The organism is Microbulbifer donghaiensis, from assembly GCF_900129095.1.
Taxonomy (GTDB): domain Bacteria; phylum Pseudomonadota; class Gammaproteobacteria; order Pseudomonadales; family Cellvibrionaceae; genus Microbulbifer; species Microbulbifer donghaiensis.
On the sequence record NZ_FQVA01000001.1, the window covers coordinates 1,438,451 to 1,458,556 of the forward strand.

Below are 20,106 nucleotides of genomic sequence, written 5' to 3' on the forward strand. Positions count from 1 at the left end.
GGCGAGCCATGCCTGAGGGAGCAAGAGCCTCGCCGAAAATAAAACAGTTCAGTGGCGGGTGAGGACGGGGCTAGCCCGCCCCACCCGCAAGCAGTGACAACTCAGTGCGCGCTGGCCTCACCGGCCCCTTTCGGGAAGCGGATATGGGCCACCATTTCCTGCACATCTTTCGGCGCGTCGGACGTAAAGCGGGCCACGCCAATCGCCACGGCAAAGTTCAGCATCATACCGAGGGTACCGATACCCTCCGGGGAGATACCGAACCACCAGTTATCCGGTGTATTGGCGGCCGGGTTGATGAACTTGAAGTAGATGATATAGAGCGCGGTAAAGGTGATACCGGAGATCATGCCCGCAATCGCCCCCTCCTTGTTCATGCGCTTGCTGAAGATGCCGAGAATAATCGCCGGGAAGAAGGACGACGCCGCGAGCCCGAATGCAAACGCCACTACCTGTGCGACAAAGCCCGGTGGATTGATGCCCAGGTAACCGGCGATACAGATGGCCACCGCCGAAGCCGCCCGCGCATAACGCAGTTCCTGCTTGTCAGTGATATGGGGCATCAGGTTACGCTTCAGCAGGTCGTGGGAGATAGAGGTCGAAATCACCAGCAGCAGGCCAGCCGAAGTGGACAGCGCCGCGGCGATGCCACCGGCCGCCACCAGCGCGATCACCCAGGCCGGCAGGTCGGCAATTTCCGGGTTGGCCAGCACCATGATGTCGCGGTCGATCTTCATCTCGTTGCGCTCATCGCCGGAGTAGAACATCTTGCCATCGCCGTTCTTGTCCTCCCAGGAGATCAGGCCGGTGCTCTCCCAGTTGCTGATCCAACTCGGCGCCTCCTCGTAGGCGGTGCCCTCGGCTTGCGGGCCGTTGATGGTGTCGATCATATTCACCCGGGCGAAGGTGGCGATCGCCGGCGCCGTGGTGTACAGCAATGCGATAAACAGCAGCGCCCAGCCGGCGGACTTGCGCGCGTCGCGCACTTTCGGCACGGTAAAGAAGCGCACGATCACGTGCGGCAGGCCGGCGGTGCCGACCATCAGCGCGGCGGTGATAAAGAAGACATCGATGGTGCTCTTGGTCCCCGAGGTGTACTCGGCAAAGCCGAGCTCCGTCGACAGGCCATCCAGCTTGTCCAGCAGATAGGTGCCGGATCCGTCATTCAGCTCCGCACCAAAGCCGATCTGCGGGATCACATGACCGGTCATCATGATGGAAATAAAAATGGCCGGCACCAGGTAGGCGCAGATGAGTACACAGTACTGGGCGACCTGGGTGTAGGTGATGCCCTTCATGCCGCCGAGCACCGCGTAGAAGAACACGATCGCCATACCGATGATGACACCAGTGGTGATGTCCACTTCCAGGAAGCGCGAGAACACCACGCCAACACCGCGCATCTGCCCCGCAACATAGGTGAAGCAGACGAACACCGCACAGATCACCGCCACGGTACGCGCGGTGTTCGAATAGTAGCGGTCGCCGATAAAGGCCGGCACCGTGAACTTGCCGAACTTGCGCAGGTAGGGCGCCAGGCACAGTGCCAGCAATACATAGCCGCCGGTCCAGCCCATCAGATAGACGGCGCCGTCATAGCCCATAAAGCTGATCAGGCCCGCCATCGAGATGAACGAGGCCGCCGACATCCAGTCGGCCGCCGTGGCCATGCCGTTGGCCACCGGATTGACGCCGCCGCTGGCGACGTAAAAGTCGTGGGTAGATCCGGCGCGGGACCAGATCGCGATACCGATGTACAGCGCAAAGGTAGCGCCGACGATCAGGAAAGTAAGGGTTTGGATATCCATGATCTGCTCCTATTGACCGAACTCTTCTTCGAGTGCTTCTTCAAACTCATCCGGTTCTTCATGATCCTCATGCACGTTGTACCTGCGATCAAGCTTGTTCATCTTGTGCACGTAAACGACGATCAGCGCCAGGAACACGTAAATGGAACCCTGCTGGGCAAACCAGAAACCGAGCTTGAAACCGCCGAGGCGAATCGCGTTGAGCTCGTCGACCAGCAGGATGCCGCAGCCGAAGGAGACCGCGAACCAGATCGCCAGCAGCGACAGCATCAGCCGCAGGTTTTCCTTCCAGTAATCGTCCGCGTGTTGTTCGCTTTCGAAACTCATCTTTCTATCTCCCAAGAAAATTATTAAGAGTTATTATCGATTTATCTGGAGCGCCCAGACGGGCACTCCGGGAGTCGCTAGAACACATACTTTACCGAAAACTGCAGGCGCTGCAGCTCTCCCTCATCATCGGTCAAAGTACCAGTGGTATTTTCAATCTCCTTACTGGCGATAATATATTCGCCACCCAGTGTCATTTTCGGAATCGGCGAATAGAGCAAATTCAGGTGCATGCTCTGGTAAGCCGAAGCGGTAGTATCGGAGACGCTGTCCGGGTTATCCGCTTTGGAAGCAGACAGCACCAGGTTGCTGCGCCACTCATCGCTCCAGAAATGGCGCAGGGCGACAAAGCCCCCACTCTGCTCGATCAGCTCGATATCACCATCCGCCTCGATAATGCCGGCGCGATAGCCGTTGAGGCCCATATAGCGACCGAGCGCGTTGCCGGAGCTCAGCATAAAGCGAATATCGTCGCGTCCCAGCTGGTACTTGCCGGACACACTGATCGCATAACCGCGTGCCGATTCATTATCGGCGCCACTGTCGTAGGACAGCTCGCGGCTCATGGAAGCCACCGAGTAGCTGAAGTCGCCGGCACTGTTGTTGTAGCGCAGCACCAGGTCCGGCGTACTGCTGTCGTCGTAGGGATTTTCAGTGCCGTTGTATAGCGTGGTAGCCGGGTTCTCCGCGGCCAGTTGCAGGCTGCCGCCGCCGACCTTGCGCGTGTAGCGCAGCTGCGGCTGGCGCTCGAAAATGGTGCCCACCGGGCCGACGAAGTCCATGCCCTCCGGCAGCGCGCCGACATTGAAGAAAGTGGACCAGGTCTGGCCCGCCAGCAGGCTGTTGCGATCGTCCATCTGCCAGTCGACATAGGCGTGGCGCAGGCGCTGGGCATAGGAGTTGCTGATGCGCTCGTCGCCCTGGCCGCTGGCCATCGCATCGATTTCCAGGTGGGTATTGACCTGCCCGCCCGCCACCGCGGTGTGGCTCTTGATAAACAGGCGCGAAGACTTGGCGTGAGAGTGGAACTTGGTATCGCCGCCCTCGCCGCCGATCGGGATGGTCGACGGCACCAGGAAGTCCTCGCCGATGCCGGCGGTCGCGGCGTTGCCATCGGAATAGTCACTGAACACGCTGTCCAGCTTCATAAAGCCACCGATCTCGATCTGCGTGCCCTGCGGTTGCTGCGGCGGCTCCGGGTTGTCCACCACAGCGCGGCGCTGCTGCGCCGCCTCGGCGGCCAACTTGTCCACCTGCGCCTGCAGCTCCTCGATGCGCAGCTGCAGCTCCTCGGTATCGGTTTGCGCCACCCCGGATAGCGGCACCAGGCTGGTCATCATCACCGAAAACAGGCCCGCGGCGGTGCGGGCGGATTTTATTCTTGTAAGCGACATAAGCTCCCTCCGAGCGCTAATTGTCGAAATACTGCTTTGCCGCTGACGATAAAAGCCTGTTGGAGGCGAGTTGGGTATTAACCATTGGTCTAAATTCGCCGCTCTTTCGACCAATGTCTAAGTCCCCATTTCTTCTATTTCGACTTTTGTCTAATACGCGCAGCCGCGGTGGGGTAGCAGAATGCAATTAACAAGAATGGCAAGATGATGAGGCCCACCGTGTCTGAGCAACCCCTCTACCCAGTACCGCAGCACTACGCCGACAAGTCCCTGCTGAACGAAGCGGACTATTTCGAGCTGTACAACCGATCCATCACGGACAACGAGGGCTTCTGGCGCGAACAGGGCCAGCGGCTCGACTGGATCAAGCCCTATACCCAGGTCAAGGACGTCTCCTTCGCCAGGGACGACCTGCATATCCGCTGGTACGCAGACGGCAGCCTCAACGTCGCCGCCAACTGTCTCGACCGCCACCTGGCCGAGCACGCTGACAGCACCGCCATCCTGTGGGTCGGCGACGAGCCGGGGGTGTCGCGGGAGATCAGCTACCGCGAGCTGCACGCCGACGTGTGCCGCTTCGCCAACGGCCTCAAGTCGCTCGGCGTGCAGAAGGGCGATGTGGTCACCATCTACATGCCGATGATTCCGGAAGCGGCGGTGGCCATGCTGGCCTGTGCGCGCATCGGCGCCGTGCACTCGGTAGTATTCGCCGGCTTCTCGCCGGAAGCCCTGGCCGGGCGCATGGATGACGGCAAATCGCGTCTGCTGATCACCGCCAATGCCGGCGTGCGCGGTGGCCGCTCGGTGGTACTGAAAGAGAACGTCGACAAGGCGGTCGAGCTGTGCCGCGAAACCTCCGTGGACAAGGTGGTCGTGGTGAATTACACCAGCGATAAGGTCGCCTGGCACCCGGAGCGCGACTGCGACTACGGCGAACTGGTGGCACAGCAGAGCGACGACTGCCCCGCAGAGGAAATGAACGCGGAGGATCCGCTGTTTATCCTGTATACCTCCGGCTCCACCGGCAAACCCAAGGGGGTGCTGCACACCAGCGGCGGCTATCTGACCTACGCCTCCCTGACCCACGAATACGTGTTCGATTACCGTCGCGGCGAGCGCTACTGGTGCGCCGCCGATATCGGCTGGATCACCGGTCACTCGTATATCCTCTACGGCCCGCTGGCCAATGGCGCCACCACCGTGATGTACGAGGGCGTGCCGAATTACCCCGACGTGACCCGCGTGGCGCAGATCATCGACGAGCATCAGATCGAGATTCTGTACATCGCGCCGACTGCGATTCGCGCGCTGATGGCCGAGGGCGACAAGCCTGTGGCGGGGGCCGATCTGTCCAGCCTGCGCCTGCTCGGCACCGTCGGCGAGCCGATCAATCCCGAGGCGTGGAAGTGGTATCACCGCACCTTCGGCCGCGGCCGCTGCCCCATTGTCGACACCTGGTGGCAGACCGAAACCGGCGCCGCCATGCTGACGCCGCTGCCCGGTGCCACCGCGCTCAAACCCGGCTCCGCCACCCGCCCCTTCTTCGGCGTGCAGCCGGCGCTGGTGGACAATGACGGCAACATTATCGAAGGCGCCGCGGAGGGCAACCTGGTGCTGCTGGACAGCTGGCCGGGACAGATGCGCACCGTATTCGGCGATCACCAGCGCTTTATCGACACCTACTTCAGCACCTTCGACGGTATGTACTTCACCGGCGACGGTGCGCGCCGCGACGCCGACGGCTACTACTGGATCACCGGGCGCGTGGACGACGTGCTCAATGTATCCGGCCACCGCATGGGCACCGCCGAACTGGAGAGTGCGCTGGTCGCCCACGAGGCCGTAGCCGAGGCCGCGGTGGTGGGTTATCCCCACGACATCAAGGGCCAGGGCATCTACGTCTACGTGACCCTGAACAGCGGACTGGAACCCAGCGAGGAGATGCGCCAGCAACTGCGCAGCTGGCTGCGCAGCGAAATTGGCCCGATCGCCACGCCGGACGTTATCCAGTGGGCACCCGGCCTGCCCAAGACCCGTTCCGGCAAGATCATGCGTCGCATCCTGCGCAAGATCGCCGCCGACGAGTGCGACCAGCTGGGCGATATCTCCACCCTGGCGGACCCGTCAGTAGTGCGGCAACTGATCGACAATCACGCCGAGCTGGCACAGACGGCGTAGGGACAGGCAACACCCCAGAGGAAGTCCCCCGGGCGATGACCAATTGCCAAGGTCTACGGAGCTATTCGCCTGGCTCGATCCAGGGCTCTGCTGCCGGTAGCTGTCCGGGAAATATTTGCCGATCAGGCTTTTTCCCGGGCAGCTACCGGCAGCAGGGCCGACCGGAGCCATTTACCGAGAGGCGTGCGGGGCCGGCACTGGTGGAGAAGATATCCTCGGCCAAGTGCCGCTAGCGGAATAGAGCGAGCGGAAAAGCGGCACCCCCACCCGGGAAATGCCGCTTTGCCGTATTCGATAGCGAGAAACAATAAGAACAGCTCACAGTATCGGCGTACACTGATAAAAATATAATGTGTGTACGCACTCACTCTCGCCGGCAGATCAGCGCGCGGCGGGAACCATTGATGATGAGGGAGCGATAACCATGCACGCCAATTCCAATAATGCGGTGCACAAGTTCATTATCGCCGATGACCACCCGCTGTTTCGCAGCGCCTTGCGCCAGTCCATCACCCAGGCATTCCCGGATGCCGAGTTGTACGAGGCGGAGGACATGGAAAGCCTGCAGCGCTGCGTGGCCCGACACGGCGATTGCGACCTGCTGTTACTGGATCTGCATATGCCCGGTGCGCGGGGGTTTAGCGGCCTGATCTTTCTCAGCGGCCAGTACCCGGAGCTGCCGGTGATGGTGGTTTCCGCGAACGAAAAACCGGAAGTCATGTGCCGCGCGATCGACTACGGCGCCTGCGGCTTCCTGCCCAAATCGGCACCGGTGGAAACGATCACCACAGCCCTGCAGCAGGCGCTGGCCGGCGAAATCTGGCTGCCACAGGGCGTGGCGGAACAGTGTGCTGCGGAGTCCTCCGACCTGGTGGTGGCCGATGTGGTCGCCTCGCTGACACCACAGCAATTCCGCGTCGCCACAATGCTCGCCGAAGGCCTGCTGAACAAGCAGATCGCCTATGAAATGAATGTCACCGAGGCGACGGTCAAGGCACACCTGACGGCGCTGTTCCGCAAGCTGGACGTCAACTCGCGCACCCAGGCGGTGCTGGCGCTAGGCAGCCTGGACGTCGAACCGCCCGGACAGTTCACGCCACCACCGAAACACGCGCCGGCGCACGCCTGATTTGCCGGGGCGAACCTGGTGTTCGCCGGTTTTTCTTACAGAGCCGCACACTCGGAATCGAAGGCAAAGTGCTGGGGACTGTATTTCGAAACCGTCTGCGCCAGGGACGGCGCAGACGGAGCTACATGGACGTATTTATGCGTTTTCGAAATACAGTCCCCAGTGCATTGCCGCCACCGGGCCACGCCAGAACACCACTCGCCTTCCGATCTGTCTACAGAGCGAAAACGCCCCTACGATTCCACGGCCACTGCAGTCCGCCGCGCCAACCGCCGCACCAGATTGCGCAGCGCCGCGGGTTTGACCGGTTTGGACAGATAGAAACAGCCGCGCGCGGCGGCCGCATCGCGCACCTGCTCGGAAATATCCGCGCTGATCAGGATGCCCGGCAGGGGCTGCCCCCAGCGTTGATTCAATCCGTCCAGCGCGGCGATACCCGTCTCATTGCAGTCGAGGTGGTAATCGACGATCACCAGTTGCGGTGGCTGTTCGCTGGGCCAGGTGGCCAGCGCCTCGCGCAGTGACCGCGCCGCGGTTACCCGACACCCCCAGCCGCTCAGCAGGCTCTGCATACCCCGCAGAATCGATTCCTCGTTGTCGATACACAGCACCCGGATTCCCGACAGATCCGCACCTGCGACCTGGGGCTGTGGCCGGGGACGTTCGCTCCCGACCGGCACACCCAGGGGTATGCGGATAGAGAACATGGCACCGCGCCCCGGTGACGACCGCACCGCGATCGGGTGCTGCAACAGATCAGCACTGCGCTTGGCAATCGCAAGCCCCAGCCCCAGACCCTTGTCGGACGGACGCTCCATCGACGTCAGCCGCACGAACTCGTCGAAAATCTGCGCCTGTGCCTCGGGCGCGATGCCGGGACCGGTATCCCAGACCTGGATCTCCAGCTCCTTGCCAAATTCCCCGCCGCGCCGCCGTGCGCCAAGAAGCACCTTGCCGCGGCTGGTGTAGTGCAATGCGTTACTGAGGAAATTCTGCAGGATGCGGCGCAGCAGGTGACGGTCGCTGTGCACCCAGAGGCTGCTGGGCCGATAGCGCAATTGCAGGCCGCGGCTGGCCGCAATCGCCTGGAATTCCACCGTCAGCCCGTCGAGCAGTTCGCCCACCGGGAAGTGTTCGCGCCGCGGTGTCAGGTTGCCGCCGTCCAGCCGGCTGATCTCACGCAGCGCCCCGATCAGGTGTTCGGCGGTATTCAGCGCACTGTCGATATGGCCGATATCCTCCAGGGTTTCCTCCCAGTCGCTGCGCGCCGCCTTCTGCTGTGCCGAGGCGATAAACAGGCGCGCGGCATTGATCGGCTGTAGCAGGTCGTGACTGGTGTGGGCGAGGAAGCGGGTCTTGGCCGCGTGCAGTTCGCGCATCTGCCCCTCCACCTCGGCGCGGCGGCGGTTCTCTGCCTGCAATGCCTCATTGCTCTGCCGCAGTTCCGCCGTGCGCTGCTCCACCCGCTCCTCCAGGGTGCGCTGGTTTTCCTCCAGCGCGTCCACCGCCGCGCGGTAGTCGCTGATATCGGTAAAGGTGGTGACAAAGCCGCCGCCGGGCATCGGCGTGCCGCGCACCTCGACAATGCTGCCATTCGGCAGCCGGCGCTCGAAGCGGTGCGCGCTGCCGTGGCGCAGCAGCTCCAAGCGCCGCTGGACTTCGGCCTCCAGGTCGGCGTTGTCGCCGTAGAGACCGCGCTCGGCATTGTGGCGGTACAGCTTTTCCACCGGGCAGCCGATATAGAGCAGCCGTTGCGGGTAATCGAACAACTCGATGTAGTGCTGGTTCCAGGCCACCAGGCGCAGGTCCGCGTCCACTACACTGATGCCCTGGCTGATGGTCTCCACCGTGGTCTGCAACAGCTCCTGGGAGAAACGCAGCTTCTGCGAAGTGCCGTCCACCAGCCGCGCGATATCCTCCAGCTGAAACGGCCGGTTGACCCGCAACAGGTCCATGACCTGATGGGCAGTGGCCGAGCCGATAATGCCGGCGAGAATGCTTTCCGCCTCCTGCACGGCGAAGCGCGGTGCCGCGTCGTCGGCCAGCAGGCGCTGCTGGCTGCGCCGCTCGAATCCGTTCCAGATCTGCTCCGATCGTTTGCGCCCGACAAACGGCTGCATCAGGCTCTTCAGCTGGCCGACCTGAATCGAGGTCAGCTCCAGGTCGACAGCGGTATCCAGGTCCGACAGTTCGACAAAGGCGTGCGCCTGGCGGCGATCGCGCTCCCGGGTACGACACAGCAAGGACGCGGACACAAACAACAACATATTGACCAACAGGCTCCAGAAGACCCCGTGGCTGAGCGGATCCAGCCCGCCGAGACCGAACAGCTGCTCCGGCCGCAGCCAGGAAAGCCCGAACAATCCCTCGGCGAGCACCGCATGCTGCGGATAGACCGCCGGCAGCACCAGACAGTAGAACCAGAGACCGTAGCCGGCCACCAGCCCGGCGAGCACACCGAGGCGGTGGGCGCGGCGCCAGTAGAGAGCGCCGACCAGCGCCGGTGCCAGCTGCGCGGCGGCAGCGAAGGACAGCAGGCCGATGGATGCCAGCGGTGCCACCCCGGTAATCGCCTTGTGCATGCCCCAGCTCAGCATTAACAACAGCAGGATGCTGAGGCGGCGAATCAGGCGCAGGTGGTTGCCCAGCGAAGCCGCCGACAACGGTGTAAAGCGGCTCAGGAACAGCCACAGCGGCGCCACCAGTTCATTGGAGATCATCACCGCCAGTGTTACCGCAGCGACAATCACCATCCCGGTGGCTGCAGAGAAACCACCGATATAGGCGAGCAGAGTCAGGGCGTCGCTGCCACTGGCCATCGGCAGTGTCAGTACCAGGCTGTCCGGGTCCAGCAGCCCCTGGGCCAGCAGCGGCTGCCCGGCCAGGGCGATGGGCAAAATCAGCAGCGAGAAGAGCCCCAGATACAAAGGCAGCAACCAGCGCGCGGTGCGCAGGTCGCGCTGATCCTGGAATTCCACCACCGCCATATGGAACTGCCGCGGCAGGCAGATGATGGCCGCCGTGGCCAGCAGGGTCTGGGTCAGGAAATTGGCGTCGGGGATCAGCGGATCCAGGCGGAGTTCAGCGACGGCGTAGCGCTCGCCGCCGACCAGCAGCCACGCAGCCAGCGCCGCCACGGCGGCAAAGGCCAGCAGTTTGACCACCGATTCCAGCGCAATGGCGGCCACCACGCCGCGGTTGCGCTCGCGCCCCTCCAGGTGGCGGGTCCCGAACAGCATCGCAAACACGCCCATCAGCAGCGCCGTGGCGAAGGCGGTATCGAGACTGATAATGCCGCCGGATTCCGGCCCCGGGCCGATGGCATCCCAGGCCATTGTGACCGCCCGCAGCTGCAACGCGATATACGGCAGGCTGCCGACGATCGCCAGCAGCGTCACCAGCGCCGACAGCCCCTGGCTCTTGCCGTAGCGGGAGCCGATAAAGTCGGCGATGGAGGTGACTTTCTGCCGCTCGCTGACCAGCATCAACTTGCGCAGGAATGCGCTGCCGAACAGGAACAGTAGCATGGGCCCGAGATAGATCGGCAGGTAGCTCCAGGTGCTGTTAACCGCCTGGCCGACAGCGCCGAAGAAGGTCCAGGAACTGCAGTAGACCGCCAGGGTCAGCGCGTAGATCAGCGGGCGGTAGCGCAGCAGCCACTGCTTGCGGTGCTCGGCACGCCAGGCCACCGCGAACAGCAGGGCCACGTACACCAGGGCAAAAAACAGCAGGTAGGGCTTACCGATCATCGAGTCACTCCGCGCATTGGTTGACGCGTAAGTATTCTTTATACCCGACAGGAGCCTTCTCAGCTATTAGCTATTGGTCGGCACAGACCTTGTCCAGTATCTGCTCCAGAGTGCGGTACTCGTCCGGTTCAAGCCGCTCTGCGATGGAGCTTGCTAGCGTTGAATAGACGGATTCCCGCGTGCGCAGAAACAGCTCCCTACCCCGTTCGGTCAGCAGGATATGCTGCGCCCTGGCATCGAAGCGGCAGGTAACCCGCTCGATTAGCCCACGCTTCTCGAGCTTGTTGACCATCACACTGGCGGACGACTTCTGTACCTGCATTTCCGCGGCCAGGGCCGACAAGTGGCTACTATCGTCGTGTTCCGCGCTATCTGGATCCGAGCCTTTCTCGGCGAGATAGACACACAGCAGATAATCGAATTCATTGCTGCTCAGGACTTCGTACCTGTCGTCGCCATCCGCACGATTCCAGGCCTGGGACAGGACTCGTTGTAGACTCATCAGGGATCTGTCCAGGCTCATTAGGAAAGGTACTCCGACTATCTAGTTAGAAAGGCTAACGAGTATAGAGCCAAGCCCTTGTGGGTCAATGTCTCGCCAACAAACTAGTTTGACAAACTAACTATTTGAACATAAAGTTAGAAACACTAACTAAGTGCTGGAGACTGTTATGAGTAAGCCCGACTTAAAACACAGCAGCTGCAAAAACGGGATCTGGGACAGAAAGACGGCCGACTGGTATGTGGCGCGCTGGGGCAAACAGCCGCTTCACCGCGCAGTCCCCGAGCTGTGCCAACTTGCGAGCACCGAGCGGGTGTTGGATATCGGCTGTGGCAGCGGCACAGTGGTGCGCGAAATCGCCGCACGACTGTCCACTGGCGAGGTGCTCGGCGTAGATCCAACGCCGCGTATGATCGAGTTAGCCCTGGAGATTAGCGACGGTCATGAATTATCAGTGCCAGTCCGCTTTATCGAGGCCTCCGCAGAGCGGCTGCCCTGCCCCGACCAGAGCTGTGACTTGGTACTGGCAATCAACTCCCTGCACCACTGGGAGGATGTGGAAGCCGGCTTGGCTGAGGTACGGCGGGTGTTGAAACCAAATGGCCGCTTCGTCCTTATCGACGACCTGTGGGAAGAAATCCAGCGGCATAGCGGCCATCACCACTCGGAGGCACAGCAGGAAAGTCACTCGCACTGGATATCGCCAGAAACCATCGCCGAAAGCCTGACGACCGCCGGTTTCTCCTCCACCTCGTGCGAATACCGCGCGCCGGAGATCGCCGTCTCCACCATTACCGCACAACCAAGGAGGTAAGCATGAACATCACACTTGCGCTGATGGGCCTGTCGACCTATATCCTGATCTGGGAAAAGCTGCCGTACTGGGGCAACTGGTTTAACCGCATAGTCGCAGCCCTGCCCGCCCCTCTCGCCTACTTGTACCAGGCCTGGCGCTGCCCTTTCTGCTTCGGTTTCTGGATTGCACTGGCACTGCACGCAGTTACCGGCATCTGGTCAGTGGAAGCACTCGCGAGCATGCCCACTTATGCCGGCGGCGCCGGCCCGGCCGTGGCCTGGTTTCTGGATGCACTGGCGACGGCGACACTAATCCTGTTTGGCAAGTTGTGCTTCGACGCTATCGGCGGCCCGGCTATCCGCGGCTACCAGATGACGATGCAATTTCGCCAAGGCAGCACTGGGGAGTGATTTATCCGATGGCGCAAAACCAGTGGTCAATTCGCAAAGCGGCGTTATCGGACGCTGAGGGCCTGAAAAACTGCATGCTGAGGGCTTACTCCATCTACCGACACAGACTCCACGGCAGGCGACTGCCGCCGATGGATGCCGATTACCGGGAAGAGATCGCCTCATTCCCAACCTGGGTAGCGGAAATAGACGACGAAATTGTTGGCGGAATCACCCTGGTTGCCGAGCGAGGGTATCTGACCCTGGCCAATATAGCGGTGAGCCCCGAGCACCAGAACATCGGCCTGGGAAAAGGCCTGCTGGCATTTGCCGAAGCGGAAGCAAAGCGACGCGGCTTTTCGCAGATGCGTCTGGCAACCCACCGCTTGCTCAGTGAGAACGTCGCCTTTTACCAGCACTTGGGCTGGACAGAATGCGGACGCGATGCCGACAGGATCTATATGCAGAAAGCCATTCCGGTGTCAGACCACACCAGTCAGCAAGACGGCGACACCTCGATTGACAAGTCTGCGAGCTGAACTAGGCTCGAACGTAAAAGATCCCCACCACCCGAGAGAACTCCACCATGATCATCGCGACCGATATGCCGGAAGTCGCCAAATGCATTGTCAGTCAATGTGCCTACAATGCCGATGACTCCTGCCACGCACGCGCCATTACCATCGGCGAGGGCGCGGCTCCGGACTGCGACACTTTCTTCGACAATGCCAAACACACCAAGAGCAGCCGCACGGCCGGTGTGGGCGCCTGCAAGATAGAGGACTGCACCCACAACCAGGACTTCGAGTGCAATGCCGACAGTATTCAGGTTGGATCCGGTGGTGGCTCGGTGAATTGCCAGACCTATACCAAGCACTGAGTCGCGCAGTCTTTCCCTGAATCCGCCCCCTGGTGGGCAACTGATTCCACAGAACCATGCGGAGCCGGTATTTCCGGCTCTCGCACTGGCGGCGCCTCAATTGACAAGCGACTTTGCTGAACTAGTCTCCTAGAAGCCGGAAGTTTTTTGCGAGGTCCGCGATGATTATTGCCACCGACATGCCGGAAGTCGCCGAGTGCACCGTCTCCAAGTGCGCCTACAACACCGACAACAGTTGCCACGCCCGCGCCATCACCATTGGCGACGGTGACAACCCCGGTTGCGACACCTACTTCGCCAATTCCACCCACACCCGCAGCCATCGCTCCGCCGGCGTCGGCGCCTGCAAGGTCGAGGCCTGCGATTTCAATGACGACTTCGAATGCTCGGCCGACAGCATTCAAGTCGGCAGGCAGGGCAAGGGCGTGAAGTGCCAGACCTGCACCTGTCACTAGCGCTGGTCAAGAATTGACGACGGGGCGAACACCGGTTCGCCCACAGAGGCACTGGCATCGAGCCGTATAAATCCGCTCAGGTGCTGGCGACCGCTGCCCAATTCACTTCACCCCGCTCCCAGAAAACACCGGTCTGTTGCTGGTAGCGTTCTACCCACGGCCGGTAGCGAGCCTCCACCAGCTTGCGCTTGATCTTCAGGGTCGGTGTAGCCAGGTCGTTCTGCGGCGTCCAGTCGTGACTGGTGATAAACATCGCGCGCAGCCGCTCATGGGGCGGCAGCTCGGCGTTAACGGTTGCGAGTGCCCGCTCCAGTTCGGCGGCTACGCTTTCCGGTTCCAGACTGCGGGCCATCTCCGACAGGTTCGCCAGCATGACCGGCTGATCCATGCCGTGGCCCAGCACACAGACCTGTCCGAGCAACGCCACTTCGCCGAATTTATTTTCCAGCGCTGCCGGCTGCACAAACTTGCCCTTGCTGGTCTTGAAGGTATCGGACAGGCGCCCGGTGACATGCAGGAGGCCGTCGTCGTCGATAAAGCCGGCATCTCCGGTGTGATAAAAGCCATCGCGAAGCACTTCCGCGGTTTTTTCCGGCTCCAGGTAATACCCTTTCATTAGCGCCTCGCTCTTGAAAAGGATCTCGCCCTGCGCGGAGATTTTTACCTGGCAATCCCAGAACGGCTTGCCCACTGTACCGGGCACCGGTGTGTCGCCCATATGGGTGTTGCAACCGTAGATAAAATTTTCCGTCATGCCGTAGCCGTCCGCCACCATCATGCCCATGCGGTGATACCACTTCTGCAGGTCCACGGAAATTGGCGACGCGCCGGTAACCAGCATGCGTGCCTGATCCAGCCCCAGTCCCTGTGCCACCTTGCGTTTGAACCAGCGATTGACCCCGGGAATTCGCTGCAGTGTGCGCTGCAGCGAAGGCGAGATCTTCGCGTCTATGCCCTCTTTGAACTTGGCCCACAAGCGCGGCACCGAGAAAAACATCGTCGGGCGGGCGCGCTGGAGGTCGTCGAGAAATGTCTCCAACGACTCGGGGAAATACACCGGTGTACCGGAATACAAGCTGTGAAACTCAACGACGATGCGTTCGGCCGCGTGAGCCAGCGGCAGGTAGGAAAAGAAACGATCCGTTTCGTCGTAACCGTAACCGCGGACCATATTCGGCACGGCAAAGGTGATTGCCGACCAGGTATGCATGACGCCCTTCGGGTTACCGGTGGTACCCGAGGTGTACATGATGGTGAACACCTTCTCCAGGTCGTAGAGCGGTGATTCTGCCATTGGGGAATACTCGCCGACGATCTGCTCGAGAGTGTAGTCACACTCGATTTCGCAGCGCTGGATAGCGATAGTCGGCAGGGTCGCCGCCACTTCGCGTAGCGCATCGTTGTCATCGCTGGCACCGCAGAACAGCAGCTTGCTCTCAGAATGTTCGAGCACATACTGCATCGACGCCGCGGATTGGCCGGTGTAAAGCGGCACACTCACCATGCCGGCGAGCATGATGGCGTAGTCGACGATAATCCAGTCGGCACAGTTCTTGGCGTGAATGGCAATGCGGTCGCCCGGCTCACAGCGGCTGCACAGAAAACTGGCGATACGCCGCACCCGGTCCATCACTTCGCCCCAGCTGTACTCGCGCCATTCGCGCTGCACCATCTGACGCAGATAGATGGATTCGGCGCAATCGCGCTCGCGCATATAGAGGATTTCCAGGGGTTGCTTGCCCCTGACGCGCTCGTATTTCTGCTCTGGAGTCATCACCGCACCTCTTCTTATGAAGTTGTTGTCGTGCTTTCCCTGACCGCTGCCCGGATCCGGACGGACACAATCCCGCGGATCATCGACCATTTATACCCAATAAAGCAGTGGCTGAGAAATAGCGGCGTAATGGAAGAAGTGGCCGTCCGCGAGTCCGCGGGCTAGACGCGCTGAAGCAAAGCACCGGCAAAGCGCAAGCCGGCCATTAAATTGAATGGAATATAGAGGTGATACTTAAGGGAAAGGAGAGGCTGAGCCCGGTATCGCGCGATACCGGACTCGCGGCGCGATGTCAGCTGACCTTCTCGCCGTGGGCCTGTTTGTCGGCGTGGTAGGAGGAGCGCACCAGCGGGCCGCAGGCGGCGTGCTTGAAGCCGATCTGCTCGGCGTAGCGGCGGTACTCTTCGAACTCATCCGGGTGCACGTAGCGCTGCACCGGCAGGTGCTCCTTGCTCGGCTGCAGGTACTGGCCGATGGTGAGCATATCGATATCGTGCGCACGCATATCGTCCATGACGGCGAAGATCTCTTCCTTCTCCTCGCCGAGCCCCACCATCAGACCCGACTTGGTCAGCACGTCCGGACGGCGCTTCTTGTATTCCTGCAGCAGTTTCAGCGACCACTTGTAATTGGCGCCGGGGCGCGACTCGCGGTACAGGCGCGGCACCGTCTCCAGGTTATGGTTGAACACGTCCGGTGCCTCGGCCTCGAGGATATCGAGCGCCACGTCCATGCGGCCGCGGAAGTCCGGCGTCAGAATCTCTACCTGCAAATTCGGCGACAGTTCGCGCGACCGCTTGATGCAGTCGGCGAAATGCTGGGCGCCGCCGTCGCGCAGGTCGTCGCGATCGACCGAGGTGATCACCACATAGCGCAAACCCATCGCGGCGATGGCTTCGGCCAGGTGTTGCGGTTCCTGCGGATCGAGCGGGTTCGGTTTGCCGTGGCCCACGTCGCAGAAGGGGCAGCGGCGAGTGCAGATCTCGCCCATGATCATGAAAGTGGCGGTGCCGCCGCTGAAGCACTCGCCCAGGTTCGGGCAACTGGCCTCTTCGCAGACAGTGGCCAGTTTCTGCGAACGCAGGATGCTCTTGATACGGTCCACCTCCTTGGAGGCCGGCACCTTGACACGGATCCAGTCCGGCTTGCGCAGTACCTGGTCGCTGGCGATGACCTTGACCGGGATGCGCTCCACTTTTTCGCCGTCGCGAAGTTTTTCGCCCTGCTGCAGGCGGCGGGTGCGTTTTACCGGTACCAGATCGGGCTTGTCCTGAGTGGGATTGTCAGCCATTAGTCGTTTCCTGCTCCTCTTTGCCCTGCACGGGGCCGCGCAAGCGCGCAAATTCGTGTTCATCCAGCGGCTGCCAATTCGCCTCGGGCAGCCTGAGTGTGCGCAGCAATTCGCGCACGAAGATTTCCGCAACTTCATTCCAGTCCGACACTGGCTGTATCAGCTCGGCCATCTGCACCATCTGCATGCCCGCGTAGCCACAGGGGTTGATGCGCAGGAACGGCGCCAGGTCCATATCGATATTGATAGCGATACCGTGAAAGCTGCAGCCGCGGCGTACCCGCAGGCCGATGGAGGCGATCTTGTTGCCGGCGCGCGGGCCCTCGGTCAGATAGACGCCGGGGGCGTCGGCGCGGGGCGCCGCGGCGATGCCGAACGCCTGCAGCATGGCGACGGTGGCACTCTCCAGCGCCGTCACCAGATCGCGGACCCCGACCTTGGAGCGGCGCAGGTCCAGGAGCGGGTAGACCACCAGCTGCCCGGGGCCGTGGTAGGTGACCTGGCCGCCGCGGTCCACCTGTACCACCGGGATGTCACCGGTATTCAGCAGGTGCTCCGCTTTGCCCGCCTGCCCCTGGGTAAACACCGGCTCGTGCTCCACGCACCAGATCTCATCCGCGCTGTTTTCGTCGCGGGTATCGGTGTAGTAGGACATGGCACGCCATACGGACTCATAGTCTCGGCGACCCAGATTTCTCACCAAGGTCATCAAAGCACCATATGCACCGACGGGTGCTCTTTGAGTTCTTCGAACAGGGCCTTCAACTGCTCCTCGCCGGTGGCGACGATAAAGAAGGTCATCGAGGTGAAATTTCCGCTCTTGCTGTCGCGCAGGGTAATACGCTCTTCGTCGAGACCCGGAGCGTGGCGGCGCATCACCTCGAGTACGAACTCGTGGGTCGCGTCATCGGCGTCGCGGACAACCTTGACCATATAGTCTTCACAGGGAAACTCGATCTTGGGGGGCTGCTGATTGGGATCTTGGCTCATACCACTCTCCAGGGCCGCACAGACAGAAATGGGAGAAACCTTGGGCGCGACCGGGCGGCGATTATACAGCGGTGAGTGAATAGTGGACAGGGAGGGGGATGCGGAATGCGGAATAGTGTCCACGTGCCGCAGGGGTGTCGACCACAACCAATACCCTAGTCACCTCAGAGATTGGCCGCGGCTGCAGGCGGCTGCGGCGGCACTATGTCAGGCCGCGCATTCCGCATTCATCATTCATCATTCATCATTCCGCATTCAACTGAAGAAGCCCATAACGAAGCGCTTGATCGCATCCCACAGGCGCTTGAAGAAACCGGCCTCCTCGACATCCTCGGCGACGACGGCCTTGACGTCAGCGACGGTCTCACCGTCCAGGGTCACGACCACTTTGCCGACCGGCTGCCCCTTCTCCAACGGCGCCTCAAGTTCGCCATCGATGATCAGGTCCGCCTTGATGCTCTCTTCACCGCCGCGCGGGATGGTAACGAACACATCCTTCTCCACGGCGATGCCCACTTCCGGCTTCTTGCCGCCCCAGACACGCTCGGTCTGCAGCACGTCATTTTTGCCATAGACTTTGTGGGTCTGGTAGTAGCGGAAACCGTAGGCCAGCAGTTTCTGCGTCTCGCCGGCGCGTTTCTCATCACTATCGGTACCGACAACCACGGCAATCAGGCGCATGCCACGCTTCACCGCCGAGGCCACCAGGCAATAGCCGGCCTCTTCGGTGTGACCGGTCTTGATACCGTCCACGGCCGGATCGCGCCACAGCAGGCGGTTGCGGTTGGGCTGGTTGATACCGGCCCAGCTGAAATACTTTTCCGAGTAGATGCTGTAATGATGCGGGTGGTCGGCAATCAGCGCTCGGGCGAGGACGCCCAGGTCGCGGGCGGTGGTCAGGTGCCCATCGGCCGGCCAGCCAGTGGCGTTGACGAAATGGGTATCCTGCATACCCAGCAGTTCCGCCTGCTGGTTCATTACTTCGGCAAACACCTCTTCGCTGCCGGATACGTGTTCGGCGAGCGCGATACTGGCGTCGTTGCCGGACTGGATAATGACACCGCGCAGCAGGTCGATCACCGGCACCATATCGCCGACCTTGACGAACATTTTCGAGCCACCCTTGCGCCAGGCCTTCTCGGAAATGCGCACCTTGTCCTGTTCTTTGACGCTGCCCTTCTCGATTTCCTCGGACACTATGTAAGCCGTCATCATCTTGGTGAGACTGGCGGGGGGAATCTTCTTGTCCGCATTCTGCTCTACCAGCACCTGACCGGTGTGCGCGTCCAGCAGCAGATAGGCTGTGGCTGCCAGCTGCGGCGGTGCGGGAATCAGTGACTGGGCCTGGGCCAGGCCGGCACAGAGCAACAGGAAAGAGCAGGCAATTAGGCGATTGATCATGGGTGAGTGTCTCATTATTCCTCGTGTTCGTTGATTTCTGGTCATTTGGGTCATGCCGGCCCCCCTCCCTACGGGCGCTATTTGATTGTGCGAAAAGGCCTAATACCTTCAGTCGTAAACAACCTGCGGCTGTCCCAAGCGGTTTTGCTCCACCGTATCGCGCGCCGCTACCAGTGCGCGCTGCTGCGCCAGCGGCCCGATGCGCACGCGATACAGCCTTCTGCCATCGCGTTCGACCGGACTGACCGATACAGGATAGTCGACCACGGCGGACACCCGCACGCGCATGCTGTCGGCCTGATTGGCACTGCTATAGGCGCCCACCTGCAGATAGGTGTTGTCCGGCAATTTGAAACTGGCGTCCCGGGCCAGGCTCTCACGGGCGGAGACATCCTTCTCTACGGCAAGGGTTTGCCCTGCTGTCGGCAGCGAATTCGGGTCCAGCGCCTGCACTTCCACTCGGGCCACACCCTTGTTCACATAGCCCAGTTTCTGTGCCGCGGTGTAGCTCAAATCGATGATGCGGCCCGGAACAAACGGACCGCGATCGTTGACCCTTACTATCACGCTGCGGCCATTCTCCAGATTGGTGACTTTGGCGTAACTGGGCAGCGGCAATGTCTTGTGGGCCGCCGACATGGCGTACATATTGTAGACCTCGCCGTTGGCGGTGCGGCGGCCGTGAAACTTGGTCCCGTACCAGGACGCGTGCCCCTGCTCCTTGTAGCCCTTGACGTCATTCCGCACTTTATAGGTGACGCCGTTCACTTTATAGGGGGATTTATTGCCGGCAGTGCCGATAGGTTCGCGTACCGGAGTCGGTTCAGGCGTTGCCATCATGTCCACCGGTACGGGGGGGCCACTGTCCTTGACCGAATCGAAGTCGGGTTTGGGTGTGGGTTTGGTCGGTTGCCCGCTACAGGCCGCCAGTAGCAGAGCGGCCAATGCCACTCCGAGTCGCGCTTTGCACTGAAACATAATCCCCCCGGCGTGCGGCTAAAAAATGCCGCCCCCAAGCCGTTGTTATTTGTAACTGCTTATTA

General features: G+C 61.3%; 18 protein-coding genes. 7 read left to right on the forward strand and 11 right to left on the reverse strand.

Going from position 1 to position 20,106, the window contains the following annotated elements; genetic code table 11:
- Positions 1 to 101: 101 nt before the first annotated feature.
- The 3 genes from BUC36_RS06085 to BUC36_RS06095 form a co-directional block, all read right to left on the reverse strand.
- Positions 102 to 1,808, reverse strand: a complete 1,707-nt coding sequence (locus tag BUC36_RS06085) for a sodium:solute symporter family protein (RefSeq protein ID WP_073272739.1) — start codon at positions 1,806 to 1,808, stop codon at positions 102 to 104.
- Positions 1,809 to 1,817: 9 nt separating this feature from the next.
- On the reverse strand, positions 1,818 to 2,135 hold the full coding sequence (locus BUC36_RS06090) for a DUF4212 domain-containing protein (protein ID WP_073272741.1): 318 nt from the start codon (positions 2,133 to 2,135) through the stop codon (positions 1,818 to 1,820).
- Between the two features lie 77 nt (positions 2,136 to 2,212).
- Positions 2,213 to 3,529, reverse strand: coding sequence for a DcaP family trimeric outer membrane transporter (locus tag BUC36_RS06095; protein ID WP_200797193.1), 1,317 nt, complete (start codon positions 3,527 to 3,529; stop codon positions 2,213 to 2,215).
- Between the two features lie 219 nt (positions 3,530 to 3,748).
- Here BUC36_RS06095 and acs point away from each other — a divergent pair, with 219 nt between their 5' ends.
- Both acs and BUC36_RS06105 read left to right on the forward strand, forming a co-directional pair.
- Complete coding sequence (gene acs, locus BUC36_RS06100) at positions 3,749 to 5,707, forward strand: acetate--CoA ligase (protein WP_073274607.1); 1,959 nt, start codon at positions 3,749 to 3,751, stop codon at positions 5,705 to 5,707.
- 424 nt (positions 5,708 to 6,131) lie between these two features.
- Entirely contained in the window at positions 6,132 to 6,836 is a 705-nt protein-coding gene (locus BUC36_RS06105; protein WP_073272743.1) for a response regulator, read from the forward strand.
- 233 nt (positions 6,837 to 7,069) lie between these two features.
- Here BUC36_RS06105 and BUC36_RS06110 read toward each other — a convergent pair whose 3' ends face one another.
- A complete protein-coding gene (locus tag BUC36_RS06110) occupies positions 7,070 to 10,585 on the reverse strand; it encodes a hybrid sensor histidine kinase/response regulator (protein ID WP_073272746.1) in 3,516 nt (1,171 codons plus the stop codon).
- Positions 10,586 to 10,655: 70 nt separating this feature from the next.
- A complete protein-coding gene (locus tag BUC36_RS06115; protein WP_073272748.1) occupies positions 10,656 to 11,108 on the reverse strand; it encodes a MarR family winged helix-turn-helix transcriptional regulator in 453 nt (150 codons plus the stop codon).
- 148 nt (positions 11,109 to 11,256) lie between these two features.
- Here BUC36_RS06115 and BUC36_RS06120 point away from each other — a divergent pair, with 148 nt between their 5' ends.
- The 5 genes from BUC36_RS06120 (at position 11,257) to BUC36_RS06140 (ending at position 13,607) form a co-directional block, all read left to right on the forward strand.
- A complete protein-coding gene (locus tag BUC36_RS06120) occupies positions 11,257 to 11,901 on the forward strand; it encodes a class I SAM-dependent methyltransferase (RefSeq protein WP_073272750.1) in 645 nt (214 codons plus the stop codon).
- A gap of 2 nt (positions 11,902 to 11,903) precedes the next feature.
- Entirely contained in the window at positions 11,904 to 12,293 is a 390-nt protein-coding gene (locus BUC36_RS06125) for a hypothetical protein (protein ID WP_073272752.1), read from the forward strand.
- Positions 12,294 to 12,367: 74 nt separating this feature from the next.
- Complete coding sequence (locus BUC36_RS06130) at positions 12,368 to 12,811, forward strand: GNAT family N-acetyltransferase (protein ID WP_159435990.1); 444 nt, start codon at positions 12,368 to 12,370, stop codon at positions 12,809 to 12,811.
- A gap of 47 nt (positions 12,812 to 12,858) precedes the next feature.
- Positions 12,859 to 13,152 (forward strand): DUF1540 domain-containing protein, encoded by a 294-nt coding sequence (locus BUC36_RS06135; protein WP_200797194.1) that lies wholly within the window; start codon positions 12,859 to 12,861, stop codon positions 13,150 to 13,152.
- A gap of 161 nt (positions 13,153 to 13,313) precedes the next feature.
- The gene (locus BUC36_RS06140; protein WP_143186892.1) at positions 13,314 to 13,607 is read left to right on the forward strand and encodes a DUF1540 domain-containing protein; all 294 of its coding nucleotides are present in this window, start codon (positions 13,314 to 13,316) and stop codon (positions 13,605 to 13,607) included.
- 76 nt (positions 13,608 to 13,683) lie between these two features.
- Here BUC36_RS06140 and BUC36_RS06145 read toward each other — a convergent pair whose 3' ends face one another.
- From BUC36_RS06145 to BUC36_RS06170, 6 genes are all read right to left on the reverse strand, one after another.
- Positions 13,684 to 15,381, reverse strand: a complete 1,698-nt coding sequence (locus tag BUC36_RS06145) for an AMP-binding protein (RefSeq protein WP_084535646.1) — start codon at positions 15,379 to 15,381, stop codon at positions 13,684 to 13,686.
- Between the two features lie 292 nt (positions 15,382 to 15,673).
- Positions 15,674 to 16,672: a lipoyl synthase gene (gene lipA, locus BUC36_RS06150; protein ID WP_073272759.1), complete on the reverse strand. Its 999-nt coding sequence runs from the start codon at positions 16,670 to 16,672 to the stop codon at positions 15,674 to 15,676.
- On the reverse strand, positions 16,665 to 17,381 hold the full coding sequence (gene lipB, locus BUC36_RS06155) for a lipoyl(octanoyl) transferase LipB (protein ID WP_073272763.1): 717 nt from the start codon (positions 17,379 to 17,381) through the stop codon (positions 16,665 to 16,667). Before lipB ends, lipA begins: the two co-directional genes overlap by 8 nt.
- Positions 17,381 to 17,662 (reverse strand): HP0495 family protein, encoded by a 282-nt coding sequence (locus BUC36_RS06160; RefSeq protein ID WP_073272766.1) that lies wholly within the window; start codon positions 17,660 to 17,662, stop codon positions 17,381 to 17,383. Before BUC36_RS06160 ends, lipB begins: the two co-directional genes overlap by 1 nt.
- Positions 17,663 to 17,917: 255 nt before the next feature.
- Positions 17,918 to 19,063, reverse strand: a complete 1,146-nt coding sequence (locus BUC36_RS06165) for a D-alanyl-D-alanine carboxypeptidase family protein (RefSeq protein WP_143186894.1) — start codon at positions 19,061 to 19,063, stop codon at positions 17,918 to 17,920.
- 108 nt (positions 19,064 to 19,171) lie between these two features.
- Positions 19,172 to 20,014 carry a septal ring lytic transglycosylase RlpA family protein gene (locus tag BUC36_RS06170; RefSeq protein ID WP_327049687.1) on the reverse strand — a complete coding sequence of 281 codons (843 nt, stop codon included), beginning with the start codon at positions 20,012 to 20,014 and terminating at the stop codon, positions 19,172 to 19,174.
- Between the last annotated feature and the right edge of the window lie 92 nt (positions 20,015 to 20,106).

Coding starts and splice junctions, on each gene's coding strand:
- BUC36_RS06085 (WP_073272739.1), bottom strand. CDS start 1,808: ATGGATATCCAAACCCTTACTTTCCTGATCGTCGGCGCTACCTTTGCG.
- BUC36_RS06090 (WP_073272741.1), bottom strand. CDS start 2,135: ATGAGTTTCGAAAGCGAACAACACGCGGACGATTACTGGAAGGAAAAC.
- BUC36_RS06095 (WP_200797193.1), bottom strand. CDS start 3,529: ATGTCGCTTACAAGAATAAAATCCGCCCGCACCGCCGCGGGCCTGTTT.
- BUC36_RS06105 (WP_073272743.1), top strand. CDS start 6,132: ATGCACGCCAATTCCAATAATGCGGTGCACAAGTTCATTATCGCCGAT.
- BUC36_RS06110 (WP_073272746.1), bottom strand. CDS start 10,585: ATGATCGGTAAGCCCTACCTGCTGTTTTTTGCCCTGGTGTACGTGGCC.
- BUC36_RS06115 (WP_073272748.1), bottom strand. CDS start 11,108: ATGAGCCTGGACAGATCCCTGATGAGTCTACAACGAGTCCTGTCCCAG.
- BUC36_RS06120 (WP_073272750.1), top strand. CDS start 11,257: ATGAGTAAGCCCGACTTAAAACACAGCAGCTGCAAAAACGGGATCTGG.
- BUC36_RS06125 (WP_073272752.1), top strand. CDS start 11,904: ATGAACATCACACTTGCGCTGATGGGCCTGTCGACCTATATCCTGATC.
- BUC36_RS06130 (WP_159435990.1), top strand. CDS start 12,368: ATGCTGAGGGCTTACTCCATCTACCGACACAGACTCCACGGCAGGCGA.
- BUC36_RS06135 (WP_200797194.1), top strand. CDS start 12,859: ATGATCATCGCGACCGATATGCCGGAAGTCGCCAAATGCATTGTCAGT.
- BUC36_RS06140 (WP_143186892.1), top strand. CDS start 13,314: ATGATTATTGCCACCGACATGCCGGAAGTCGCCGAGTGCACCGTCTCC.
- BUC36_RS06145 (WP_084535646.1), bottom strand. CDS start 15,381: ATGACTCCAGAGCAGAAATACGAGCGCGTCAGGGGCAAGCAACCCCTG.
- lipA (WP_073272759.1), bottom strand. CDS start 16,672: ATGGCTGACAATCCCACTCAGGACAAGCCCGATCTGGTACCGGTAAAA.
- lipB (WP_073272763.1), bottom strand. CDS start 17,381: ATGACCTTGGTGAGAAATCTGGGTCGCCGAGACTATGAGTCCGTATGG.
- BUC36_RS06160 (WP_073272766.1), bottom strand. CDS start 17,662: ATGAGCCAAGATCCCAATCAGCAGCCCCCCAAGATCGAGTTTCCCTGT.
- BUC36_RS06165 (WP_143186894.1), bottom strand. CDS start 19,063: ATGATCAATCGCCTAATTGCCTGCTCTTTCCTGTTGCTCTGTGCCGGC.